20 protein-coding genes are annotated in these 17,780 nt (G+C 39.4%); 11 read left to right on the forward strand and 9 right to left on the reverse strand.

Annotated elements, in window-relative coordinates:
* Nucleotides 1-19 precede the first annotated feature (19 nt).
* Nucleotides 20-892: a 6-carboxytetrahydropterin synthase gene (locus NMG86_RS16235; protein WP_026786090.1), complete on the reverse strand. Its 873-nt coding sequence runs from the start codon at nt 890-892 to the stop codon at nt 20-22.
* 232 nt (nt 893-1,124) lie between these two features.
* On the opposite strand from NMG86_RS16235, the gene NMG86_RS16240 reads away from it, so the two are divergent.
* On the forward strand, nt 1,125-1,373 hold the full coding sequence (locus tag NMG86_RS16240; RefSeq protein ID WP_026786089.1) for a hypothetical protein: 249 nt from the start codon (nt 1,125-1,127) through the stop codon (nt 1,371-1,373).
* A gap of 68 nt (nt 1,374-1,441) precedes the next feature.
* Here NMG86_RS16240 and NMG86_RS16245 read toward each other — a convergent pair whose 3' ends face one another.
* Genes NMG86_RS16245 through NMG86_RS16260 form a run of 4 tightly spaced genes read right to left on the reverse strand, consistent with a single transcriptional unit; the run spans nt 1,442 to nt 3,549 of the window.
* Nucleotides 1,442-1,927, reverse strand: coding sequence for a PIN domain-containing protein (locus NMG86_RS16245; protein WP_026786088.1), 486 nt, complete (start codon nt 1,925-1,927; stop codon nt 1,442-1,444).
* Entirely contained in the window at nt 1,924-2,169 is a 246-nt protein-coding gene (locus tag NMG86_RS16250; protein ID WP_026786087.1) for a UPF0175 family protein, read from the reverse strand. The genes NMG86_RS16245 and NMG86_RS16250 overlap by 4 nt, the downstream gene beginning before the upstream one ends.
* A 52-nt stretch (nt 2,170-2,221) precedes the next feature.
* Nucleotides 2,222-2,815 carry a Uma2 family endonuclease gene (locus NMG86_RS16255; RefSeq protein ID WP_026786086.1) on the reverse strand — a complete coding sequence of 198 codons (594 nt, stop codon included), beginning with the start codon at nt 2,813-2,815 and terminating at the stop codon, nt 2,222-2,224.
* A 53-nt stretch (nt 2,816-2,868) separates the two neighbouring features.
* Nucleotides 2,869-3,549, reverse strand: coding sequence for a J domain-containing protein (locus NMG86_RS16260; RefSeq protein WP_026798071.1), 681 nt, complete (start codon nt 3,547-3,549; stop codon nt 2,869-2,871).
* Nucleotides 3,550-3,782: 233 nt separating this feature from the next.
* Here NMG86_RS16260 and NMG86_RS16265 point away from each other — a divergent pair, with 233 nt between their 5' ends.
* From NMG86_RS16265 to NMG86_RS16295, 7 genes are all read left to right on the forward strand, one after another.
* The gene (locus NMG86_RS16265; RefSeq protein WP_052338755.1) at nt 3,783-4,607 is read left to right on the forward strand and encodes a DNA/RNA non-specific endonuclease; all 825 of its coding nucleotides are present in this window, start codon (nt 3,783-3,785) and stop codon (nt 4,605-4,607) included.
* A gap of 287 nt (nt 4,608-4,894) precedes the next feature.
* A complete protein-coding gene (locus tag NMG86_RS16270; protein WP_026798073.1) occupies nt 4,895-5,626 on the forward strand; it encodes an SIMPL domain-containing protein in 732 nt (243 codons plus the stop codon).
* Nucleotides 5,627-5,792: 166 nt separating this feature from the next.
* The gene (gene carA, locus NMG86_RS16275) at nt 5,793-6,944 is read left to right on the forward strand and encodes a glutamine-hydrolyzing carbamoyl-phosphate synthase small subunit (protein WP_026798074.1); all 1,152 of its coding nucleotides are present in this window, start codon (nt 5,793-5,795) and stop codon (nt 6,942-6,944) included.
* 106 nt (nt 6,945-7,050) lie between these two features.
* On the forward strand, nt 7,051-7,407 hold the full coding sequence (locus NMG86_RS16280) for an STAS domain-containing protein (RefSeq protein ID WP_071783092.1): 357 nt from the start codon (nt 7,051-7,053) through the stop codon (nt 7,405-7,407).
* A 139-nt stretch (nt 7,408-7,546) separates the two neighbouring features.
* The gene (locus NMG86_RS16285; protein ID WP_042155670.1) at nt 7,547-7,942 is read left to right on the forward strand and encodes a Mini-ribonuclease 3; all 396 of its coding nucleotides are present in this window, start codon (nt 7,547-7,549) and stop codon (nt 7,940-7,942) included.
* A gap of 292 nt (nt 7,943-8,234) precedes the next feature.
* The gene (gene rlmB, locus NMG86_RS16290; RefSeq protein ID WP_081694492.1) at nt 8,235-9,788 is read left to right on the forward strand and encodes a 23S rRNA (guanosine(2251)-2'-O)-methyltransferase RlmB; all 1,554 of its coding nucleotides are present in this window, start codon (nt 8,235-8,237) and stop codon (nt 9,786-9,788) included.
* Nucleotides 9,789-10,049: 261 nt separating this feature from the next.
* Nucleotides 10,050-10,274 (forward strand): DUF1816 domain-containing protein, encoded by a 225-nt coding sequence (locus tag NMG86_RS16295; RefSeq protein ID WP_036834335.1) that lies wholly within the window; start codon nt 10,050-10,052, stop codon nt 10,272-10,274.
* An 83-nt stretch (nt 10,275-10,357) separates the two neighbouring features.
* On the opposite strand, the gene NMG86_RS16300 is transcribed toward NMG86_RS16295, so the two are convergent.
* Complete coding sequence (locus tag NMG86_RS16300) at nt 10,358-11,188, reverse strand: alpha/beta fold hydrolase (RefSeq protein ID WP_026786079.1); 831 nt, start codon at nt 11,186-11,188, stop codon at nt 10,358-10,360.
* Between the two features lie 115 nt (nt 11,189-11,303).
* On the opposite strand from NMG86_RS16300, the gene NMG86_RS16305 reads away from it, so the two are divergent.
* Nucleotides 11,304-11,534 carry a hypothetical protein gene (locus NMG86_RS16305; RefSeq protein ID WP_026786078.1) on the forward strand — a complete coding sequence of 77 codons (231 nt, stop codon included), beginning with the start codon at nt 11,304-11,306 and terminating at the stop codon, nt 11,532-11,534.
* The gene (locus tag NMG86_RS16310) at nt 11,528-11,887 is read left to right on the forward strand and encodes a type II toxin-antitoxin system PemK/MazF family toxin (RefSeq protein ID WP_026786077.1); all 360 of its coding nucleotides are present in this window, start codon (nt 11,528-11,530) and stop codon (nt 11,885-11,887) included. The genes NMG86_RS16305 and NMG86_RS16310 overlap by 7 nt, the downstream gene beginning before the upstream one ends.
* 144 nt (nt 11,888-12,031) lie before the next feature.
* Here NMG86_RS16310 and NMG86_RS16315 read toward each other — a convergent pair whose 3' ends face one another.
* On the reverse strand, nt 12,032-13,342 hold the full coding sequence (locus tag NMG86_RS16315) for a serine hydrolase (protein ID WP_026798076.1): 1,311 nt from the start codon (nt 13,340-13,342) through the stop codon (nt 12,032-12,034).
* A gap of 660 nt (nt 13,343-14,002) precedes the next feature.
* On the opposite strand from NMG86_RS16315, the gene NMG86_RS16320 reads away from it, so the two are divergent.
* Nucleotides 14,003-15,406 (forward strand): cytochrome P450, encoded by a 1,404-nt coding sequence (locus NMG86_RS16320; RefSeq protein WP_026798077.1) that lies wholly within the window; start codon nt 14,003-14,005, stop codon nt 15,404-15,406.
* A 245-nt stretch (nt 15,407-15,651) separates the two neighbouring features.
* On the opposite strand, the gene NMG86_RS16325 is transcribed toward NMG86_RS16320, so the two are convergent.
* Nucleotides 15,652-16,554, reverse strand: coding sequence for a succinate--CoA ligase subunit alpha (locus NMG86_RS16325; RefSeq protein ID WP_026786073.1), 903 nt, complete (start codon nt 16,552-16,554; stop codon nt 15,652-15,654).
* 44 nt (nt 16,555-16,598) lie between these two features.
* Nucleotides 16,599-17,753, reverse strand: coding sequence for an ATP-grasp domain-containing protein (locus NMG86_RS16330; protein WP_026786072.1), 1,155 nt, complete (start codon nt 17,751-17,753; stop codon nt 16,599-16,601).
* Nucleotides 17,754-17,780 lie beyond the last annotated feature (27 nt).

Raw genomic sequence — 17,780 nt, forward strand, 5'->3', positions numbered from 1 at the left:
GAAACCCGATTTCCAATTTTTAAACCTGAGCTAAAACAGGGTGTTGGATTTGAGAGACTGTAGACTCAGATTTCGTATTTGTACAATACACTTCACAGGAATTATTCGGGCTTTCAATCAGTTTGATTTTATGTAATTGCGCCCCTAAATTATGAATTGGTTTTTGCAATAAATTTTGGATATGAACCGCAATATTTTCCGCCGTTGGTACAACTTTAGAAAAGTAGGGAATATCTTTATTTAAAAACGTATGATCAAAGGGTTCCACAACATAATCATTAATCACTCTTTGTAACCCTTCTAAATCTACAATCATCCCCGTCTGAGGATCAACTTCCCCTTTAACAGTTACTTCTAAATGGTAATTATGACCATGACCGTTAGGACGGGCGCATTTGCCATAAATTTCACAATTATCCTCAAAACTGAGGTCAGGATGAGCCAGCCGATGGGCGGCACTAAAATGTGTACTAATTGTCAGATAAGCTTCCATACTGTTTCCTTGATATTCTGCCCAGAGTTCGGGATGTTCAAATAGTTGAATTTTGGTGAGGGGAAGATGGGGGGCCAACCGATGCCAAATCGCCTGGGCCAGAGCTTCCGTTGTCGGTAAGGTTTGCTGAAATTCCGGCCAAACATCATTCAGGTAGGAAAAGTCTAAATGGTCGGTGACTTCCCGTTTTAAGGTATGTTTAACGTCGGACAGGTTTAAGACCATGCCATATTCATCGAGTTCTCCGACCATTGACACATACAAAACATAGTTATGTCCATGTCCAGGGGCGCGAGATGTGGGGCCAAATCGCTTTAAGTTCTCGGTGGCGCTCAATTCGGGCAACCAATACCGATGACTGGCGGAAAATTGCGCCCGACGGGTGATCACGCATTCCATAAAATCTGAGCCAGAGGGATGTTGTTAATTTATATGAACTTAATTTTAAGCTTTTACGATCACTTTTTATTTTTAAATGCGATCGCAACTTCATCAGAATTTACAGGGAAACCAGGTTTCTGAACAAAAAATCTTGTTTAAGTCAATAAATAACGGTCAGAAACCCGATTTCTTGGGCTAAACGAAACTAGGGTTATGATATAATTAATCACGTTTAACTTATTAGTTAGTTATGCTACGAGAAAAGCTTAAACAGGAATTAGACAAACTCAACGAAGATCAACTGAATAAGATTGCTAATTTCATCAGTTTGATTGAATCTCAATCTAGTCAAGTGACATCATCTTTTATTCCATTTTGGCAAAAAGCAACACCAACAGAGCGGGCTAGAGAGTTCCGTGATTGGATTTCTCAACTCCCTACAACAATTGTGAGCTTACCCGATGAAGCCTTTAGCTGTGACTGCATTTACGAAGAATGATTAGATATCTGCTGGATACCAATGTGATCTTAGGTTTTTGTAACGTTTACATTTTCAGAGTCATAAACCTATTCATTTGCTGCTGTTAAAACATCTGCGTAGAGTTTACTACTCACTCGAAAATTTGCTTGAGAGATCAAATCATCCATCATAGGTTTAACTCCTGTGATTAACCCTTGCTGTTTCGCACTCAATAGAATACCAAACACTCCAATAATTCTTAATCCTTGGTTTGTCGCTACTTGTCTACCTAAACGCTCATCGATCAGCAGTCGGCTTGCATTTACTTCAACAGCAAGAGCGATCGCTTCAGCCTCTCCCAAATTTATAATATTTCGTAGTTCGTTTACTAATTCTTGATTCTGAACAGGTTGTATTTTTAACCAAATTGCTGATTTAACTGCTTTAACGACAGTCTCTCCAGCCCTCTCATCCAGCAATTCATCATGAACCGCAGTAGGAATCAGAACTGTTTTATACAGTTGTTCTAAAAGGTTAATCTGCCCAACTTTTGCTAAGTTTGAGAGGGGAGAAGTGTTACTCACAATTATCATGATGAACTAACTTCGTGCAATGTTCTGAGATCTTCCTGAAATTCAGCCACATCATAATGAATACAAAGACCACGATCAGCCAGTAATTTCTGAAATTGCATTCGATGTATCCCAAGCAATTCACTCGCTTTTCCTAAGCTAATTTTGTCTTTTTGGAACAGCATCATCACAATTTCTAATAAAAGTTCCTGTTCTGATAAGCCACTGGCTTGTATAATTTCATCTGAGACTAACATACTCATGGTTCTTACTAAAGTTTTGTTTAAATTATAGCATTTTTAGGATTTTTATATTTTAACCTATATTCCAAATTTCTTGTAAATCTAATACAAACCCCGGAAGAATATCTTCCCCATAAAGATTAACAGGAGATTGTAAAATTTCTACTTCTTTTCCTAAATGATAAATTTCTACGCGCTGATTTTGAGGATCAATTAACCAACCGAGTTGAGTCCCATTTTCCAAATACTCTTGCATTTTGTTTCTTAGGGTTTTGAGAGTATCTGTTTCTGAACGTAATTCAATCACAAAATCTGGACAAAGAGGCAAAAATTTCTTTTTTTGTTCTGGGTTTAAGCCATTCCATCTTTCTAATTTCACCCAAGACAAATCCGGCGTCCGATCTGCACCATTGGGGAGTTTAAAACCTGTTGAAGAATCAAATGCTAATCCAAGTTTTGTTTGTTTATTCCAGATTCCTAATTCTCCAGCTAACTTAAAGTTACGATTTCCGGTTTCACCTCCTGTTGGGGATATAATAATTAATTCTCCTGTTGCTGATCGCTCAAATTTATAATATCGGTTATTTTGACAAAGTTGAAAATACTGTTCATCGGTTAAGTCGATTTGCAATTCTAGGGGATTAGGTAAAGAAATTATTGTATCCATAACCGTTGCAATAGGCTCAAAATATAAATTAAACTATAACACTTTTTTAGTTCTTAGGAAATCTTTTTCATTTCCTCCTGGGCTTCTCGACGGCAACCAGATGCCATTCTAAACATTTCTTGTCCCGTATGTAGAGACGAATAATCATAATTCAGGGTAAAGGTTTCTAATTCATTTAGTGCATCTTCTAAATGATTCAGGGTATAATAAATATGGGCAGCAACTCCAGCAACTGGTGAGGGATTTTTTCGAGAACGAAATAGGTTTTGAGCTTGATTTAAACAGTTTTTACAAAGTTCAATATAGGCTTGAAACTCCTCCATTAATTGATCATCAAAGGGATCGGCTGATAGTTTGTTGACTTCGGATTTTAAGGGTTTTAAAATTTGATTTATAGAACGATTAATTGGTTTATAAACTTTATTAATCCAAATCGTTAGTTCCGCATCCGCTTCCGTTGCTTGTTTTTTGGCTTTGGCAACAAAGGGTTTTACGGAGTCGAAATTGGGATTTTTACCCAAACCCAGTTCCCGATCATGGGATTGGCGTTTTTTTGGATCACTTAATATTTCGTAAGCCGCATTAATCTGAATAATTTGGTTATGATCAGATGATTGATTTTGGCTATCAGGATGGAATATTTTTGCTAATCGACGATAGGCTTGTTTGATTTCTGTAGCCGTCGCTGCGGGATTAACTTGTAAGGTACTGTAGTAATTTTTGAGCGTATTCATACCGATTGATTTAAGATTAATTAGGGATTCCTATAAGATGGTTTTCAGACCTTATTGTTGATTGTACCGCGATCGCTCCGATCCTGGCTACTATTTTTTTTCTTGGCTATGTAGCAATCCTAAATCATTTCTGATCAAACCTCTACGATAAAATGTTATAACTTCTGTCTCGCGCGTCGCAGATTGCTATAATAGCTTGTTATTAATAGTATGAATTATGGTGCAGGGTCAATATGAAATCATCTCAATTATCAAGATTAAATATTTTACGTTTTTTTGGTATCGGGTTTGCTGTTTTTCTGACTTTAACCGGATGTCAAACTCTGTTTAAACCGCCAACAGCATCGGATATTCATTTAAAACTGGGAAACCCTAGTCAAGCAACGGCTGATCCCCACAATCCTACTAATTTTTTAATGGAAAAACCGGAATTTGTTCTATCTTATAATAGCACAACCGGAACAGCAAATTGGGTGAGTTGGCAACTTAATTCATCTTGGGTAGGAATAGTAAAACGTCAAAATAATTTTAGACCGGATGAGACTTTACCCCCAGGTTGGTATCAAGTTCAGTCCAATGATTATCGGGGTACAGGTTATGATCGTGGTCATTTAGTTCCATCGGGCGATCGCACTAATAACCTTGACCAAAATAGCACAACTTTTCTGATGACAAACATTATTCCCCAAGCCCCGGAATTAAATCGCGGGATTTGGAGTGATTTAGAAAAAGAATGTCGAGATTTGCTCCAAAAAGGCAAAGAATTATATATAATTACTGGAGGTGAAGGTAAACGAAAAACTATTGCTAAAGGTAAGGTAACTGTTCCGAAATGGAATTGGAAAGTTATTGTTATTTTAGATAAACCAAATCAAAAGATTACGGAAAATACCCAAATTATTGCGGTGAGAATGCCTAACTTTAATCCCTTAACAAAGAATTGGCGAGATTATCGAGTTTCCGTCGATGAAATTGAACAAAATACAGGACTAGATTTTTTAACTAATATTCCTAAGAATATTCAAGATAAACTAGAGGGTAAAGTTGATTACCGTTAGTTTAATTTGTTGAGTATTTAAACAGTAAGCTGTTAACCTTCTAAATTTGGCATTTAGAAATTGTAAAACCCCTGTAATGCGAGCGTCCTCGCTCGCTAGATGGGGAGAGGAATATTCTAGCGAGGGGGGACGCTCGCACTACCAGAGCGTTAAGTTATGGTGCAGATCATCCTGAATCCTAGGATAATATACCGAAATTGAGGAACAGCCAGGGTAAAAATAACTTCTAAATAGTAGTTAATATCCTGATAGTTATACCCCTTTCTCACTCTCAAAGGACGTCTACAATGTCTTTACATCAATCTTCTTCGATCAATCCCTGGAGCCTGATTACCGCGTTATCCTTAAGTTTGGGATTAGTGAGTATTCCCTTCATTGCTCCAGTTTTCGCCCAGGAACAACGGATCAGAACCTTAACGGTCAGTGGTCAAGGGGTAGTTACCATTCCAACTACCCAAACCCAAGTTCAATTAGGAGTTGAAGTTTTGGGGAAAACCGCCGAGGAAGTTCAAACAGAAGCCGCTAAACGGACTGCCTCGGTGATAGAATTACTGCGATCGCGCAATGTTGAGAAACTCGAAACCACCGGAATTCGCCTCAACCCCACCTACAGTTATGCTAATGATCAACAACGATTAACCGGATATTCCGCCACTAATACCGTCAGTTTCAGATTAAACACCGAAAAAGTCGGAAGTCTCCTCGATGATGCCGTGAAAGCCGGAGCAACCCGCATTGATGGGATTAGTTTTGTTGCCTCCGATCCCGAAATTAATGCCGCCCAACAACAGGCTTTAAAACTCGCCACCAAAGAAGCAGAAAGTCAAGCCAACGCCGTATTAAGTGCCCTGAATTTAACCAGTAGAGAAATTATCGGAATTCAAGTCAATAATGCCAGCGCCCCTGTCCCGATGCCTGTCATGTACAGAACAAATACTGTAGCCGCAGCCCCAGCCACCCCCGTTGTCGGCGGAGAACAGGAAGTTAGGGCTTCCGTCACCTTGCAAATTAGTTATTAGTTGACACTCCCACCCCTGAAAAAGAGGTTCAATTCCCCTCTGTTCCCCATTACCCATTACCCATTACCCATTACTTAAAGTCATGTAATGACAACACGGGACAAGATCCATGCCTTAGTCTGGAATAATATTGAGGTGATTCCAGATTCAAGGTAGATTAAATAAAATGTCCCTGACCTCTGCACAACCAGCTTTACTTGTCCTTGCTGATGGAACCGCCTACACTGGCTGGTCATTCGGCGCTCCAGGAACCGTGATTGGAGAAGTTGTCTTTAATACGGGTATGACCGGATATCAAGAAGTATTGACCGACCCTAGCTATTGTGGACAAATTGTTACCTTTACCTATCCAGAGTTGGGCAATACTGGCGTTAACTCCGAAGATGAAGAATCAACCCATCCCCATGTTCGGGGAGCGATCGCCCGTAATATTTCTAGCCGTCCCAGTAATTGGCGTTCCACTCAGTCCCTACCCGATTATTTAAAACAGCACCATATCCCCGGTATTTATGGGATTGATACCCGCGCCCTAACTCGCAAAATTCGTACCGTTGGGGCGATGAATGGGGCAATTTCCACGGAAATTTTAGATCCGGGTGAACTAAGAACTTTAGTTGAACAAGCCCCTAGTATGGCTGGGTTGAACCTAGTTAAAGAAGTCACCACCAAGCAACCCTATGAATGGTTGGAACCCACAGAAACCGCTTGGGAGTTTAGTAATTCTGCCACCGGAGATCAAGAACCCCGCTATACCGTTGTCGCCTTAGACTTTGGGGTTAAACGTAATATTCTGCGACGGTTGGCCAGTTATGGCTGTCGGGTGATTGTGGTTCCGGCTAATACCTCCCCAGAGGAGATTCTCAAATACAATCCCGATGGGATTTTCCTCTCTAATGGCCCTGGTGATCCCTCGGCCGTTACCGAAGGCATTGCCATCACAAAAGAATTAGTTAAGGCAGAAAAACCCGTATTTGGGATTTGTATGGGCCATCAAATTTTAGGCCTATCCCTCGGGGCTGAAACCTTTAAGCTCAAATTTGGTCATCGTGGCTTAAATCAACCCGCAGGTCTGGCACAGCAGCAAGTGGAAATTACCAGTCAAAATCATGGGTTTGCTATTGATCCCGATACCTTGGCTTCAGATGTCCAAATTACTCACCTGAACCTGAATGATCGCACCGTGGCGGGCTTGAAACACAAAACTTTACCTCTGTTTTCGGTTCAATATCACCCCGAAGCCAGTCCTGGCCCCCATGATGCTGATTATCTGTTTGAGCGCTTTGTTCAAGCGATGCAGCAACAGCAAGAACAGAACTAATATCCTTTTGTCCCTCCTAACTTACTAGACAATTCATCGAAAAGCCTTTATACTAGATCGGCGATGTCAAGCTTTATGTAGTTAGGAGGGTATCATTTCTGAGCCACTGAATTTAACCGTGAGCCTGCGGGGTACACGGGATGTCAAAGACAACTATCAGATCTTTCGGCTAACTGGATTGATGGATGCTTTCTCAGAAGGCACTTTTAGGAAGCTGGTCAGTATTTATATAGAACAAGGCCCCAAGCACATTATATTGGATCTCTCTCAGATAGATTTTGTAGACAGTTCGGGATTAGGGGCGCTAGTTCAGCTTGTAAAAAAAGCTGAACAGAGCGACGGAACTTTACAGATTGTTTCCAATCCTCGTGTAACTCAAACTGTTAAATTGGTTCGCTTGGAAAAGTTTCTCTCTTTACGGCCATCTGTAGAAGATGCGATAGAAAACATCAAAAACCCCTAGGTGTGAACGTCAATTGGGTAGTGCCACCCCCGATAAGGTGAGGATACTGAGTCAATGGGATCATGGTGGAACAATCTTTACGACGACCTTTTAACGACTAGCGAGTTAATCTGTTGCCTAGTCTCTACCTTTGGATCAAATGCTCGATCAAAGCCTATCACCAGAACAAGTTCAACGGATTTCTCCTGCGTCTTGGGCCTATTTAGGAGATGCCGTTTATGAACTCTACATTCGTAGTTTTTATCTGATGCCCCCAAAGCGATCGCATTTGTATCATCAGTTAGTCGTGTCTCAAGTTCGCGCCGAAAGTCAAGCTCGTCACTTGCGATCGCTAGAACCTCACCTTACCGAAACTGAATTAGAAGTTTTAAAGCGGGGTCGAAATGCCGCTTTTGGTTATCCCAAAAGACTCGATCCCAAAACTTACCAGCAAGCCACCAGTTTAGAAGCATTATTCGGGTATTTGTATTTAACGAATCCGCAACGTTTAGATGAATTGTTTAATTATCTTGAGCTTGATTCTAAAGATTGTTGATTGTTGATTGCTCAATGATACGTGAATGCCTATCAACTTAAGTCAAAAATTCCTAATTACAGCCTAGATCAGATCGCCCCTAAAACTCGAAAACGATCCCCCCTAACTCCCCTTAACAATGGAGGAAACCGATTTCAAAGTCACCCTTTTTAATGCGATGCCCTGAGCTTGCCGAAGGGAGGATTTAAGGGGATCAGATATAAAAGAAGAACAGGGATTTTAGGCTGTCGTTGACGTTAATTAATGAAACTCCCATCTCTACACCCATCTATTTCCTATCTCGCTAATTATTATGCCAAAGTTTAGTCGTTCCAATTCTCCATCGAGATCTTCTAAAAAACCATCGATTCGCTCTAAGTTTAATTCTAAATCTGGAGAACGAGATAACAGCAAACCTTCTCGATTCTCAGATGATAGAAAACCTTCTCGATTTGCAGATGATAGAAAACCTTCTCGATTCTCAGATGATAGAAAACCTTCTCGATTTGCAGATGATAGAAAACCTTCTCGATTCTCAGATGATAGAAAACCTTCTCGATTTGCAGATGACAGAAAACCTTCTCAATTCTCAGATGACAGAAAACCTTCTCGATTCTCAGATGATAGAAAACCTTCTCGATTCTCAGATGATAGAAAACCTTCTCGATTTGCAGATGATAGAAAACCTTCTCGATTCTCAGATGATAGAAAACCTTCTCGATTTGCAGATGACAGAAAACCTTCTCGATTCTCAGATGATAGAAAACCTTCTCGATTTGCAGATGACAGAAAACCTTCTCGATTTGCAGATGACAGAAAACCTTCTCGATTTGCAGATGATAGAAAACCTTCTCGATTCTCAGATGACAGAAAATCCTACCGATTTTCTGATGAGCAATCCGACAAATATCGGGAATTTTCTAAAGAAAGAAAAGAATCTTTTTCTACTTCCAAACCTGAACAAACAACAAGAGAAAAACCGAGCAAATTCTTAGATAAACGCCAACCAAAAGAAGACCAAAATTATTTACCCTATCCTCAAAGAAGTCAGCGATTTATCGAAGAAACCAAACCAGAATTTGCCGATGAATATATCGAATCCTTAGATGTTGAAAATGAATTAATTTATGGACGACGTACAGTTCAAGCTGCTTTAGAAAATGAGCGATCGCTAAGTCGAATTTGGGTTGTTTCCCAACTCAAATCCGATCCCCGATTTTACAAGTTATTGCAAGAAGCAAAAGCCAACGGTGCGATTCTTGATGAAGTCACTTATCAACGCTTAGATCAACTCACCCAAGGCGCTAATCATCAAGGTGTGGCGGCTCAGATTTCTCCATACACTTATAAAGACCTGAGTGAGTTAATTGAAAGCGCTCAAGCAGCTAGTTCTCAACCCGTGATTCTTGTTGCCGATGGGATTCATGATCCCCATAATTTAGGTGCTATCATTCGGACAGCAGAAGCCATTGGAGCACAGGGTTTAATCATACCCCAACGTCGGGCTGTGGGTATTACCTCAACGGTGATGAAAGTTGCCGCAGGTGCATTAGAAACTTTCCCCGTCGCCAGAGTGGTTAATCTGAGTCGGGCTTTAGAAGACCTCAAAGCCGCTGGATTTTGGATTTATGGTACTTTAGCCACCGCCCAACAATCCTTACCTACTGTGGCTTTTAATGGTGCGATCGCCCTAGTTGTTGGGAATGAAGGCGAAGGTTTAAGTCATTTAATTGAACAAAACTGTGATGTTTTAGTTTCAATTCCCCTATCAGGAGAAACCGCTAGTTTAAATGTTTCCGTAGCAACGGGAATGGCGCTGTATGAAATTTATCGTCAAAGACAATTTCCCGCACCCAATTTGAGTTAAAAAAAGTATAAACGGATGCTTTAGGGTTGGAATTGTTTAAATAAAAAATTCAATAACAACCTTATTGAATTTGGACTGCATAACTACAGAGTTTTCAGATAATTTACATCTAAAAAATTTAACTTTTCCCTGAAAACTCTCTCGCCTATTCTGAGCAATCAAAGTATTTGTTTAATCTAAAATTCATTTGATCGGGGTTGATTTTTACAGATAAAGACTTTGCTCAGTTTATTGAAAAAATCAAGATCATTGATAGTGAATATGAAAGAAATTCTGATTAGCCTGCTCAACGTTTTTGGATGTGCTTTCTGGGTAGAAATTCTGACAGAAACTCCAAACTGTACCTACTATTTCGGGCCTTTTATCAGTCAACAAGAGGCTCGAACTTCTCAATTTGGTTATCTCGAAGACCTAGAAGCAGAACACGCACAAGGAATTAAAGTTAAGATTAAACGGTGTAAACCTAATACCCTAACCATAGCATAGGAGTTGTTGCGCTTTAGCGCTCGGAGTTGTTGCGCTTTAGCGCTCGGAGTAGGGGCGATCGCCTAACAGTTTGTTGTTGCGCTTTAGCGCTCCAAGTAAGGGCGATCGCCTAACAACAATTGAGCGATCCAATGATCAATATCTGTAAGTACGAGTTGAGGAATTTCCCAAGGGAATAAATGGGCGGTATTCGGATAACAATAAAACTGACAATTGGGTAATAATTGCGCTGTTTCTTGACTGGATGTGGCGGTAATATGGCGATCGCATTCTCCGGCTAAAACTAAAGCCGGACAGTGAATCTGTTGTAAGTATTCTAAGCGATTATAGCCTAATCTCAAAGATTGATTTAAGGCTTGAGTTGCAAACTCAGAAGTTTGAATAAAAGCCGGAATTGCTGCTTTTGCTAAATAGTGGTAGGCGCTGGAATTATGTTGTTGAATTAAATAGCGAAATAGCGATCGCTTTCCCAAGGTTTCAATATTCCATCCCCAACAGGGAAATACCCAATTAATAATTCCAGCTAAACCCGTATAAACATAATCTAAATTAGAAATTGGAGGATGATTTCCCCTGGGTTTTGCCGCCGAAGCAATTAAGATTAAACCCTTAACTTTTTCGGGAAATTTTAGGGCTAATTCTAATGCTAAAATTCCCCCTAATGACCATCCCAAAACCAAACATTGATCAATATTAAATTCTTGAAAAAGTGTTTCTAAATCCTGCAAATGATCCCCCATTTCAAACCCTTGACGGGTGCGACTGTTTCCATACCCTCTTAAATCCGGTGCGAGGGTAAAATACCGTCGGGAAAGATGGTTAGTAAAAACAGACATACATTGACCCGAACCCGGATGTCCATGTAAACAAATAATCGGGAATCCTTGACCTTGAATTTGGGTATTTAACCGCAATTGCTAACCTCCTAAATTTGTTTTTTATAGATTAGCATTAAGTTCACCCATTAGATCGACGGCTAGAAGTGATAAAATATTAATATTGAGCAAAAAATAAATTTAAGAATTGGCTATGAGTATACAAGATGAAACCATCACTAAAATCAAACACCTTCCTGATGAGCTTGTTAAAAAAGTTAATAACTTTATAGACTTTTTATTAATTAATTTTAACAAAAATTCTTCTGATTTTGACCCGATTTTAAATGAGGATTTAGAGATTTCAGAGTCAGATTTTTCTGACTATCTCAAAAATTTAGAAGACTATGAAGAACGTTTAGCACAGGGCGAAATTAAATGGTAGAGATTTATCGCGGAGATGTTGTTTTGTGCGATCTCAATCCAGTCATGGGTACAGAACAAGCAGGAATAAGACCTAGTGTAATTCTACAAATTGATCGGGCTAATGCTGTTAGTCCTCATACAATTATTGCTCCATTTACAACAAAAATTAGGAGTGTAATCTTACCTTCTCATGTCTTCGTTCCAGCAGGTACAGGAGGATTAAATCAAGATTCGGTGCTTCTCTGTGAACAAATTAGAGTTATTGATAAATCGAGAATTATTAAAGTGCTGGGAAAATTAAATCCAGAAAATTTGCCAGAAATATTAAGAGCTTTGTCTACAATTTTAGGTTTAACTATAGATCGCTTTTAACAATGCTTCACTGATATTTGCATTCTACCATAAAATTGATTGACATTTTTGGGTTTTGAGGTGCGTGTATTGGCACTTACACACCCTACAAACGAACTATACCTGTGGTATTAAGTTCAATTAATTAGGTTAAAAAATAACTGATTAAAGTTGCCCATTCTCAACAATATATTCAGCTATTTTATGAATGCTCTTGCTAATTTGGGGAACATTAGCTGTATTATTATCAATAGCGGTAATAATATATTTTTCTCCATTAATTTGAGCCGCGACTGTTGTTCCAATTACCCTAGAATTTTGACCGGTTTTTTCTCCTAACCATTGGGTTTTCGGTAATCCTTGTAAACCCGCATAACCAATAACCCGATCATATTGACGATTTAAGGCATCAATTAATACCTGGGATGATGGTTGTTCATAATTATAAATCTGTACCATCATTTCCGTGAGTTCATTACTGGTTAATCGATTTCGTCCGGTTCCCGGTCGCCAAGGCATAATCCGATCTCCCATTAATTTAAAATTAACTTTTGTGAATTTATAGCCTTGGGATTCTAAATATTTATTAATATAATCGGAACCTAAATAGTCAATTAATTGATTCGTAGCAATATTACTACTATGATCAATCATTTGTCCCATTAAGTCTTTTAAAGAGTAGAATTGACGAGCTTGAATAGATGAAGCATCTTCGGTAAAATTGCCTCCCACAACCAGAACTTTTTGCTCTAAACTAATTTTTTCCTCGCCTGTTTTATGTAATAGTGCGATCGCTACGGGAACTTTAATTAAACTCGCAGGACTCGCCGGAGGTTGATTTCCTCGTAAATTAACGCAGTCTCTTTTTAAGGTACAAACTGTTAACATGGCTTGACGAGTTAAGCCACTTTCTTGACGAATTTGTTCTAATATTTTTGATCTAGCATCCAGTAATTCATCGGTAATTTCTGACAGACTGAATTTGTATTCTTTAATTTTGTTAGAAGTTTTACGAGCTAATAAAGAATGGGGGGAAATTTCCTCTAAATTATTAATTGCTTTTTCCCAAAGTTCTTGGACTTGTTTTCGCTGTTGGGGAGAAGGATCATTAGGATTAGCAACTTTTTGAGCTTGAGTTGATAAACGGATAGCTTGTTGCCAGTTATCCTCAGCCCGTTCTTCAACTAACATTTGAATCTCAACAGTTTTTAATTTTTGAAGTAAAACTTCATTGGGTTCAAATTTCAGGGGATCGGTAAATAAAGAGTTAAAAAAATTAGGTTCGGGTCGATTTTTTGGAGGAGTTTCTAACTCTTGAATTAAGCGATCGCGCAGGGTAATTAACTCTTTTAAAGAACCAGCCCCATAGAATTGTGAAGCCGTCCCCAGGGAAGGAAGTGTCTGAGTCAGTCCCAGACCCACAATTATTGCCATACTACCCGTTACTGTTGTAGCCCAACGGCAGACTTGACGCATCCTTTAAACTCCTCACACACACGCTTCATCGGTTTACAGACGGCTTAGATAACGTCTCTACCTCAGCAAAGAGATATCTTTAGCCAGTTTCTTAAACAGATGAGATACGAGATTAGATTACCTTGACACTCTCACCGTCTGAAGACACGCTCGATTCTGCGGACAGAATTAGTTTAATCTAATTCTCGCTACGATTGCCAAATATCGTCTACTGAGTTGATCAAGCGATATGCCTAATCTTCCCGATACTTTTACTCTCAAATCAAGACACTTTCAGAATCCATCACTAAGCCAAATCGCGGTACGCTCCCTATCCTGCCTTTACTTGCTCTTTCTTGTCATACTGCCATTAGAATTAAATCTAACCGTTGTTTCGCGGGAGCCGGGATTTCTCCGATACTAGGATATTTCAACACGCAGATGTTTATTCTTACTTGTGTTTTTTGATTCTATCACATCTTTTTCAGCTCCTCATGGGAATAAATTCCCCTGTGCGGTCACTGAGCTTGCCGAAGTGTCGTGTTTCCTCTGGTGGTCTGAAGACACGCTCGTTTCCACACTCCCATCCTTTTCTTATGATTGCTATCAAAATTAAATCCTTCGAGCCATGAGTTATATTAGTTGAAAACACCCTTTCAGAAATCCACAAAAGCTTAAATCATGGTAAATGCTCAACTTCCCAATGGCCCCCAAACCCACCCTTGGCTGCAAACCTTAGAGTGGATGAAAGATCCGTTAGGTTTCATGGATAAATATACTCAAAAATATGGGGATATGTTTACGGTTACCGTTGGCCCGGTATTTAAGCCGCAAGTGTTTATTAGTGACTCCCAAGCGATTCAACAAATTTTGACCACTGACCCTCAACAGTTAGATTCAGGATTAGAAGCAGGAGTGACCTCCCCTCTATTGGGATCACACTCACTGTTATGTTTAGCAGGAAAACCGCATCAACGACAACGAAAATTATTAATTCCCCCCTTTCATGGGGAACGGATGCGAAATTATAGTCAGGTGATTATTGAAATTACAAATAAAGTGACTCAGCATTGGTATTCGGGCGAATCTTTTACTCTACTTCCGACAATGCAAGCGATTTCTTTTGAAGTCATTTTAAAAACAGTATTTGGTTTAAAATCGGGAGAACGCTATGATAAAATCAAGGAATTGTTGTTAGAGATTATGAATCCCAAAAATCCTTTAACACAAACTTTAGCGTTTTTGTTTCCGGCGTTACAACGAGATTTAGGTTCATGGAGTCCTTGGGGTCATTTTTTAGAATTAAAAAAACAGCTTGATCAAGCTATTTATGTCGAAATTGCAGAGCGTCGAGAGAATTTTGATGCCACTCGAACCGATATTTTATCAATGATGCTTTTGGCGCTGGATGAGGCGGGACAACCCATGAGCGATGAAGAAATCCGAGATGAATTAATTACGTTATTAGTAGCGGGTCATGAAACCACAGCTACCTCATTAGCTTGGGCTTTATATTGGACTCATCGTTTTCCAGAAATCAAAGAAAAACTCTTACAAGAATTAGGAACTTTAGAAGATGTTACCGATGCTACTGGGGTGATGAAACTCCCCTATTTGAATGCTGTTTGTCAGGAAACACTACGGATTTATCCGGTAGCAATGTTAATGTTAAGTCGGCTTGTTAAATCTCCCTTAAAAATTGGCGGATATGAATTTCAACCGGGAACGTTATTAGTTCCGAGTATTTATTCAATCCATCATCGAGAAGATTTATATCCCAATCCAAAACAGTTCAATCCTGAACGATTTTTAGATCGTCAATATGCAGCCCATGAATATATCCCCTTTGGAGGCGGAAATCGTCGGTGTATTGGGATGGCGTTTGCTTGGTTTGAAATGAAGCTGGTTTTAGCCACTCTTTTAAGCCAATGGAAATTGGAATTAACAACCGAAGAATTCCCTAAACCGGAGAGACGAAGAGCTTTATTAGGAATGTCTGAATCTGTTAAACTATTGGTAAAAGGAAAGCGATCACCCTCTGAATTGTTATCAGAAAATTCTAATTCAGTTGCAGCAGGTTCATAACAGTTTTTCGGATTTTTTTCAACAACTATGGTGGCGGGTTGATCAAGATTGGGTTGATGCCACAGAGATTGAGGAGAACCTGCCACGAAAAGATGGGAATTTGATAATATGGGGAAGTGCGATCGCTAAAGTGATTGAATCAAAATATCACAATCAGTCTTGATCAAATGAAGCTAGATTATGAATCTGTAGAAGCGAGGAGGTGACAGAGATTAACCCGATCCTTTTCCCAGGGATAAAATCGGTTATTTTTTGTGTTTTTTTATCACTTTTTTGACTAAGATTGGAATTTCTGAGGGCTGTTTAGCAACCAGAACTTCAGCATTTTTAAAAGCAGAAACTTTGCTTTCAACTGTTCCAGGATCGACCATATTCTTAACCACTTTTGAAGTCATTAATAGACTAGCATGACCCAAAAGTTTAGTAGTCGGAGCGTGTAACCCAGCAACATAAGCAATAACGGGTTTATCAATGGATTCCGCAATATAAGAAGCCGCTTCTTCTTCGCTAGTTCCCCCCATTTCTCCCACTAAAACAATAACATCTGTATTTTCATCCTCATCCAAAATTTCTAACCATTGCAGAAAAGAAGATCCCACAATAAAATCACTGCCAATACTAACAGCAACTGATTGACCTAATCCTCCTTGAGTTAACTCCGCCGCCACTTCATAGGTTAGGGTACTACTGCGACTTAATAATCCCACATTTCCGGGTCGATAAAATTCAACCGGATGGGTTCCTAATAACAATTTATCAGGAATAATAATTCCCGAACAATTGGGGCCCACCACTAAAGTTTCTGTAATTTCCGCCTTCCGAACTAAATGCACCATATCCAAAGGGGGCATTCCCTCTGTCACAATAATTAATTGACGAATTCCTGCCGCCATTGCTTCTAATGCCGCATCTAAAACTTGATAGGGGTGAACAAAAATTACACTAATATCAATTTCACCCACATTTGTAATTACTTGTTCTACCAAATCAAAGATCGGAATTTCACTTAACTCCTGTCCTCCCTGACCCGGACAGACACAGGCGACAATACGAGTGCCATAGGTTTTCATTTGCACCACTGCATGAGTTAAGGAGGGTGATATTGTAGTACCCTGTATAATGACTTTACTATCAGGAGTTAAATTCATAATTCGAGGAAGTTTTACACAGTTAATCAAAAAAACTAAAAAAACTATTTGGCTAAATTAATAGCCGCAGTCACAGCTAAATCCAACCGATCAAATAAATTTACAGGTAAATCAGTAAACTGTTCTATATCTGATTCGGGTTTAATTCCAGCCAACATCAGAACAAATTTAGGTAAATTACTGGTTCTAGCTTTTCGTTTCAAATACCCAGCAATTTCTACTAATAACAAAGAACGAATAATCGGTTGAACCCAAAGATTAATAATCACAACCTTAACTTGTTTAGATTGGGTAATTCGATCAATTCCTTGATATAAACGTTGGCGAAAATTGTCTGTAATTTCATAGTGATCTGCCCCACCTAGATTTAAGAAATTAGCAGGTTTTCCCGATGATTGCATGACTAAATCTAAAGTTGCCATCGTTAAACCTGCACCATTGCATAAAATCCCAATATTACCTTGTAATTCGACTAAATTCAGTTCAGGGTGAAACAATTGATCGGAAATGATCGGTAGGGAGAGAGAACTACATTTTTGTTGAGCTTTAAGTAAAGTAATTAAGTCTTCATGGCGTCCTAATGCTCCATCATTCGCAATTACTTTCCCATCCAATGCCATCACTTCTCCCGTGGGACTAATCCCCAAGGGATTAATTTCTACGAGATCCAAATCTTTCTGGACAAATAGACGATACATTTTTTCCACAATGGCACTGACCAAGAGAATTAAATCTCCCTTTAATCCCATTTTTAGAATTAATCTTCTAGCATAAAAAGGAGAAAAATCTTGGTCAACAATGACTTGCTGAATTTTGGAAAGGGTTGCTTCCACATTCACCCCGCCCTGTTGCGATCCCAATAATACCGGACGTCGTGACCCGGAATCCAAGGTGACGGCTAAGTATAATTCCCGATCCGCATCATATTTGGCCTCTGCTAACAGGACTTGGGGACATTCACCCCGAATCGGCAAATTAAAAATCATTTGAGCCGCAGCAACTGCATCAATGGTATTTTCCGCAAAGCGAATTCCTCCGGCTTTTCCCCTTCCCCCCGCCCGGACTTGGGATTTCAACACCACCGGATAGGGAATTTTTAAACCCTTTAAATCTTGAGCATTGTTAATGCTTTGTGAGGGTAAAACCGGAATCCCCATCTCACGAAATAAGGTTTTAGCTTGATACTCTAGCAAATCCATAATCAGTTATCAGTGTAAGAGGTATCA

Origin of the sequence: Planktothrix rubescens CCAP 1459/22, assembly GCA_904830895.1 — a bacterium.
Classification (GTDB): domain Bacteria; phylum Cyanobacteriota; class Cyanobacteriia; order Cyanobacteriales; family Microcoleaceae; genus Planktothrix; species Planktothrix agardhii.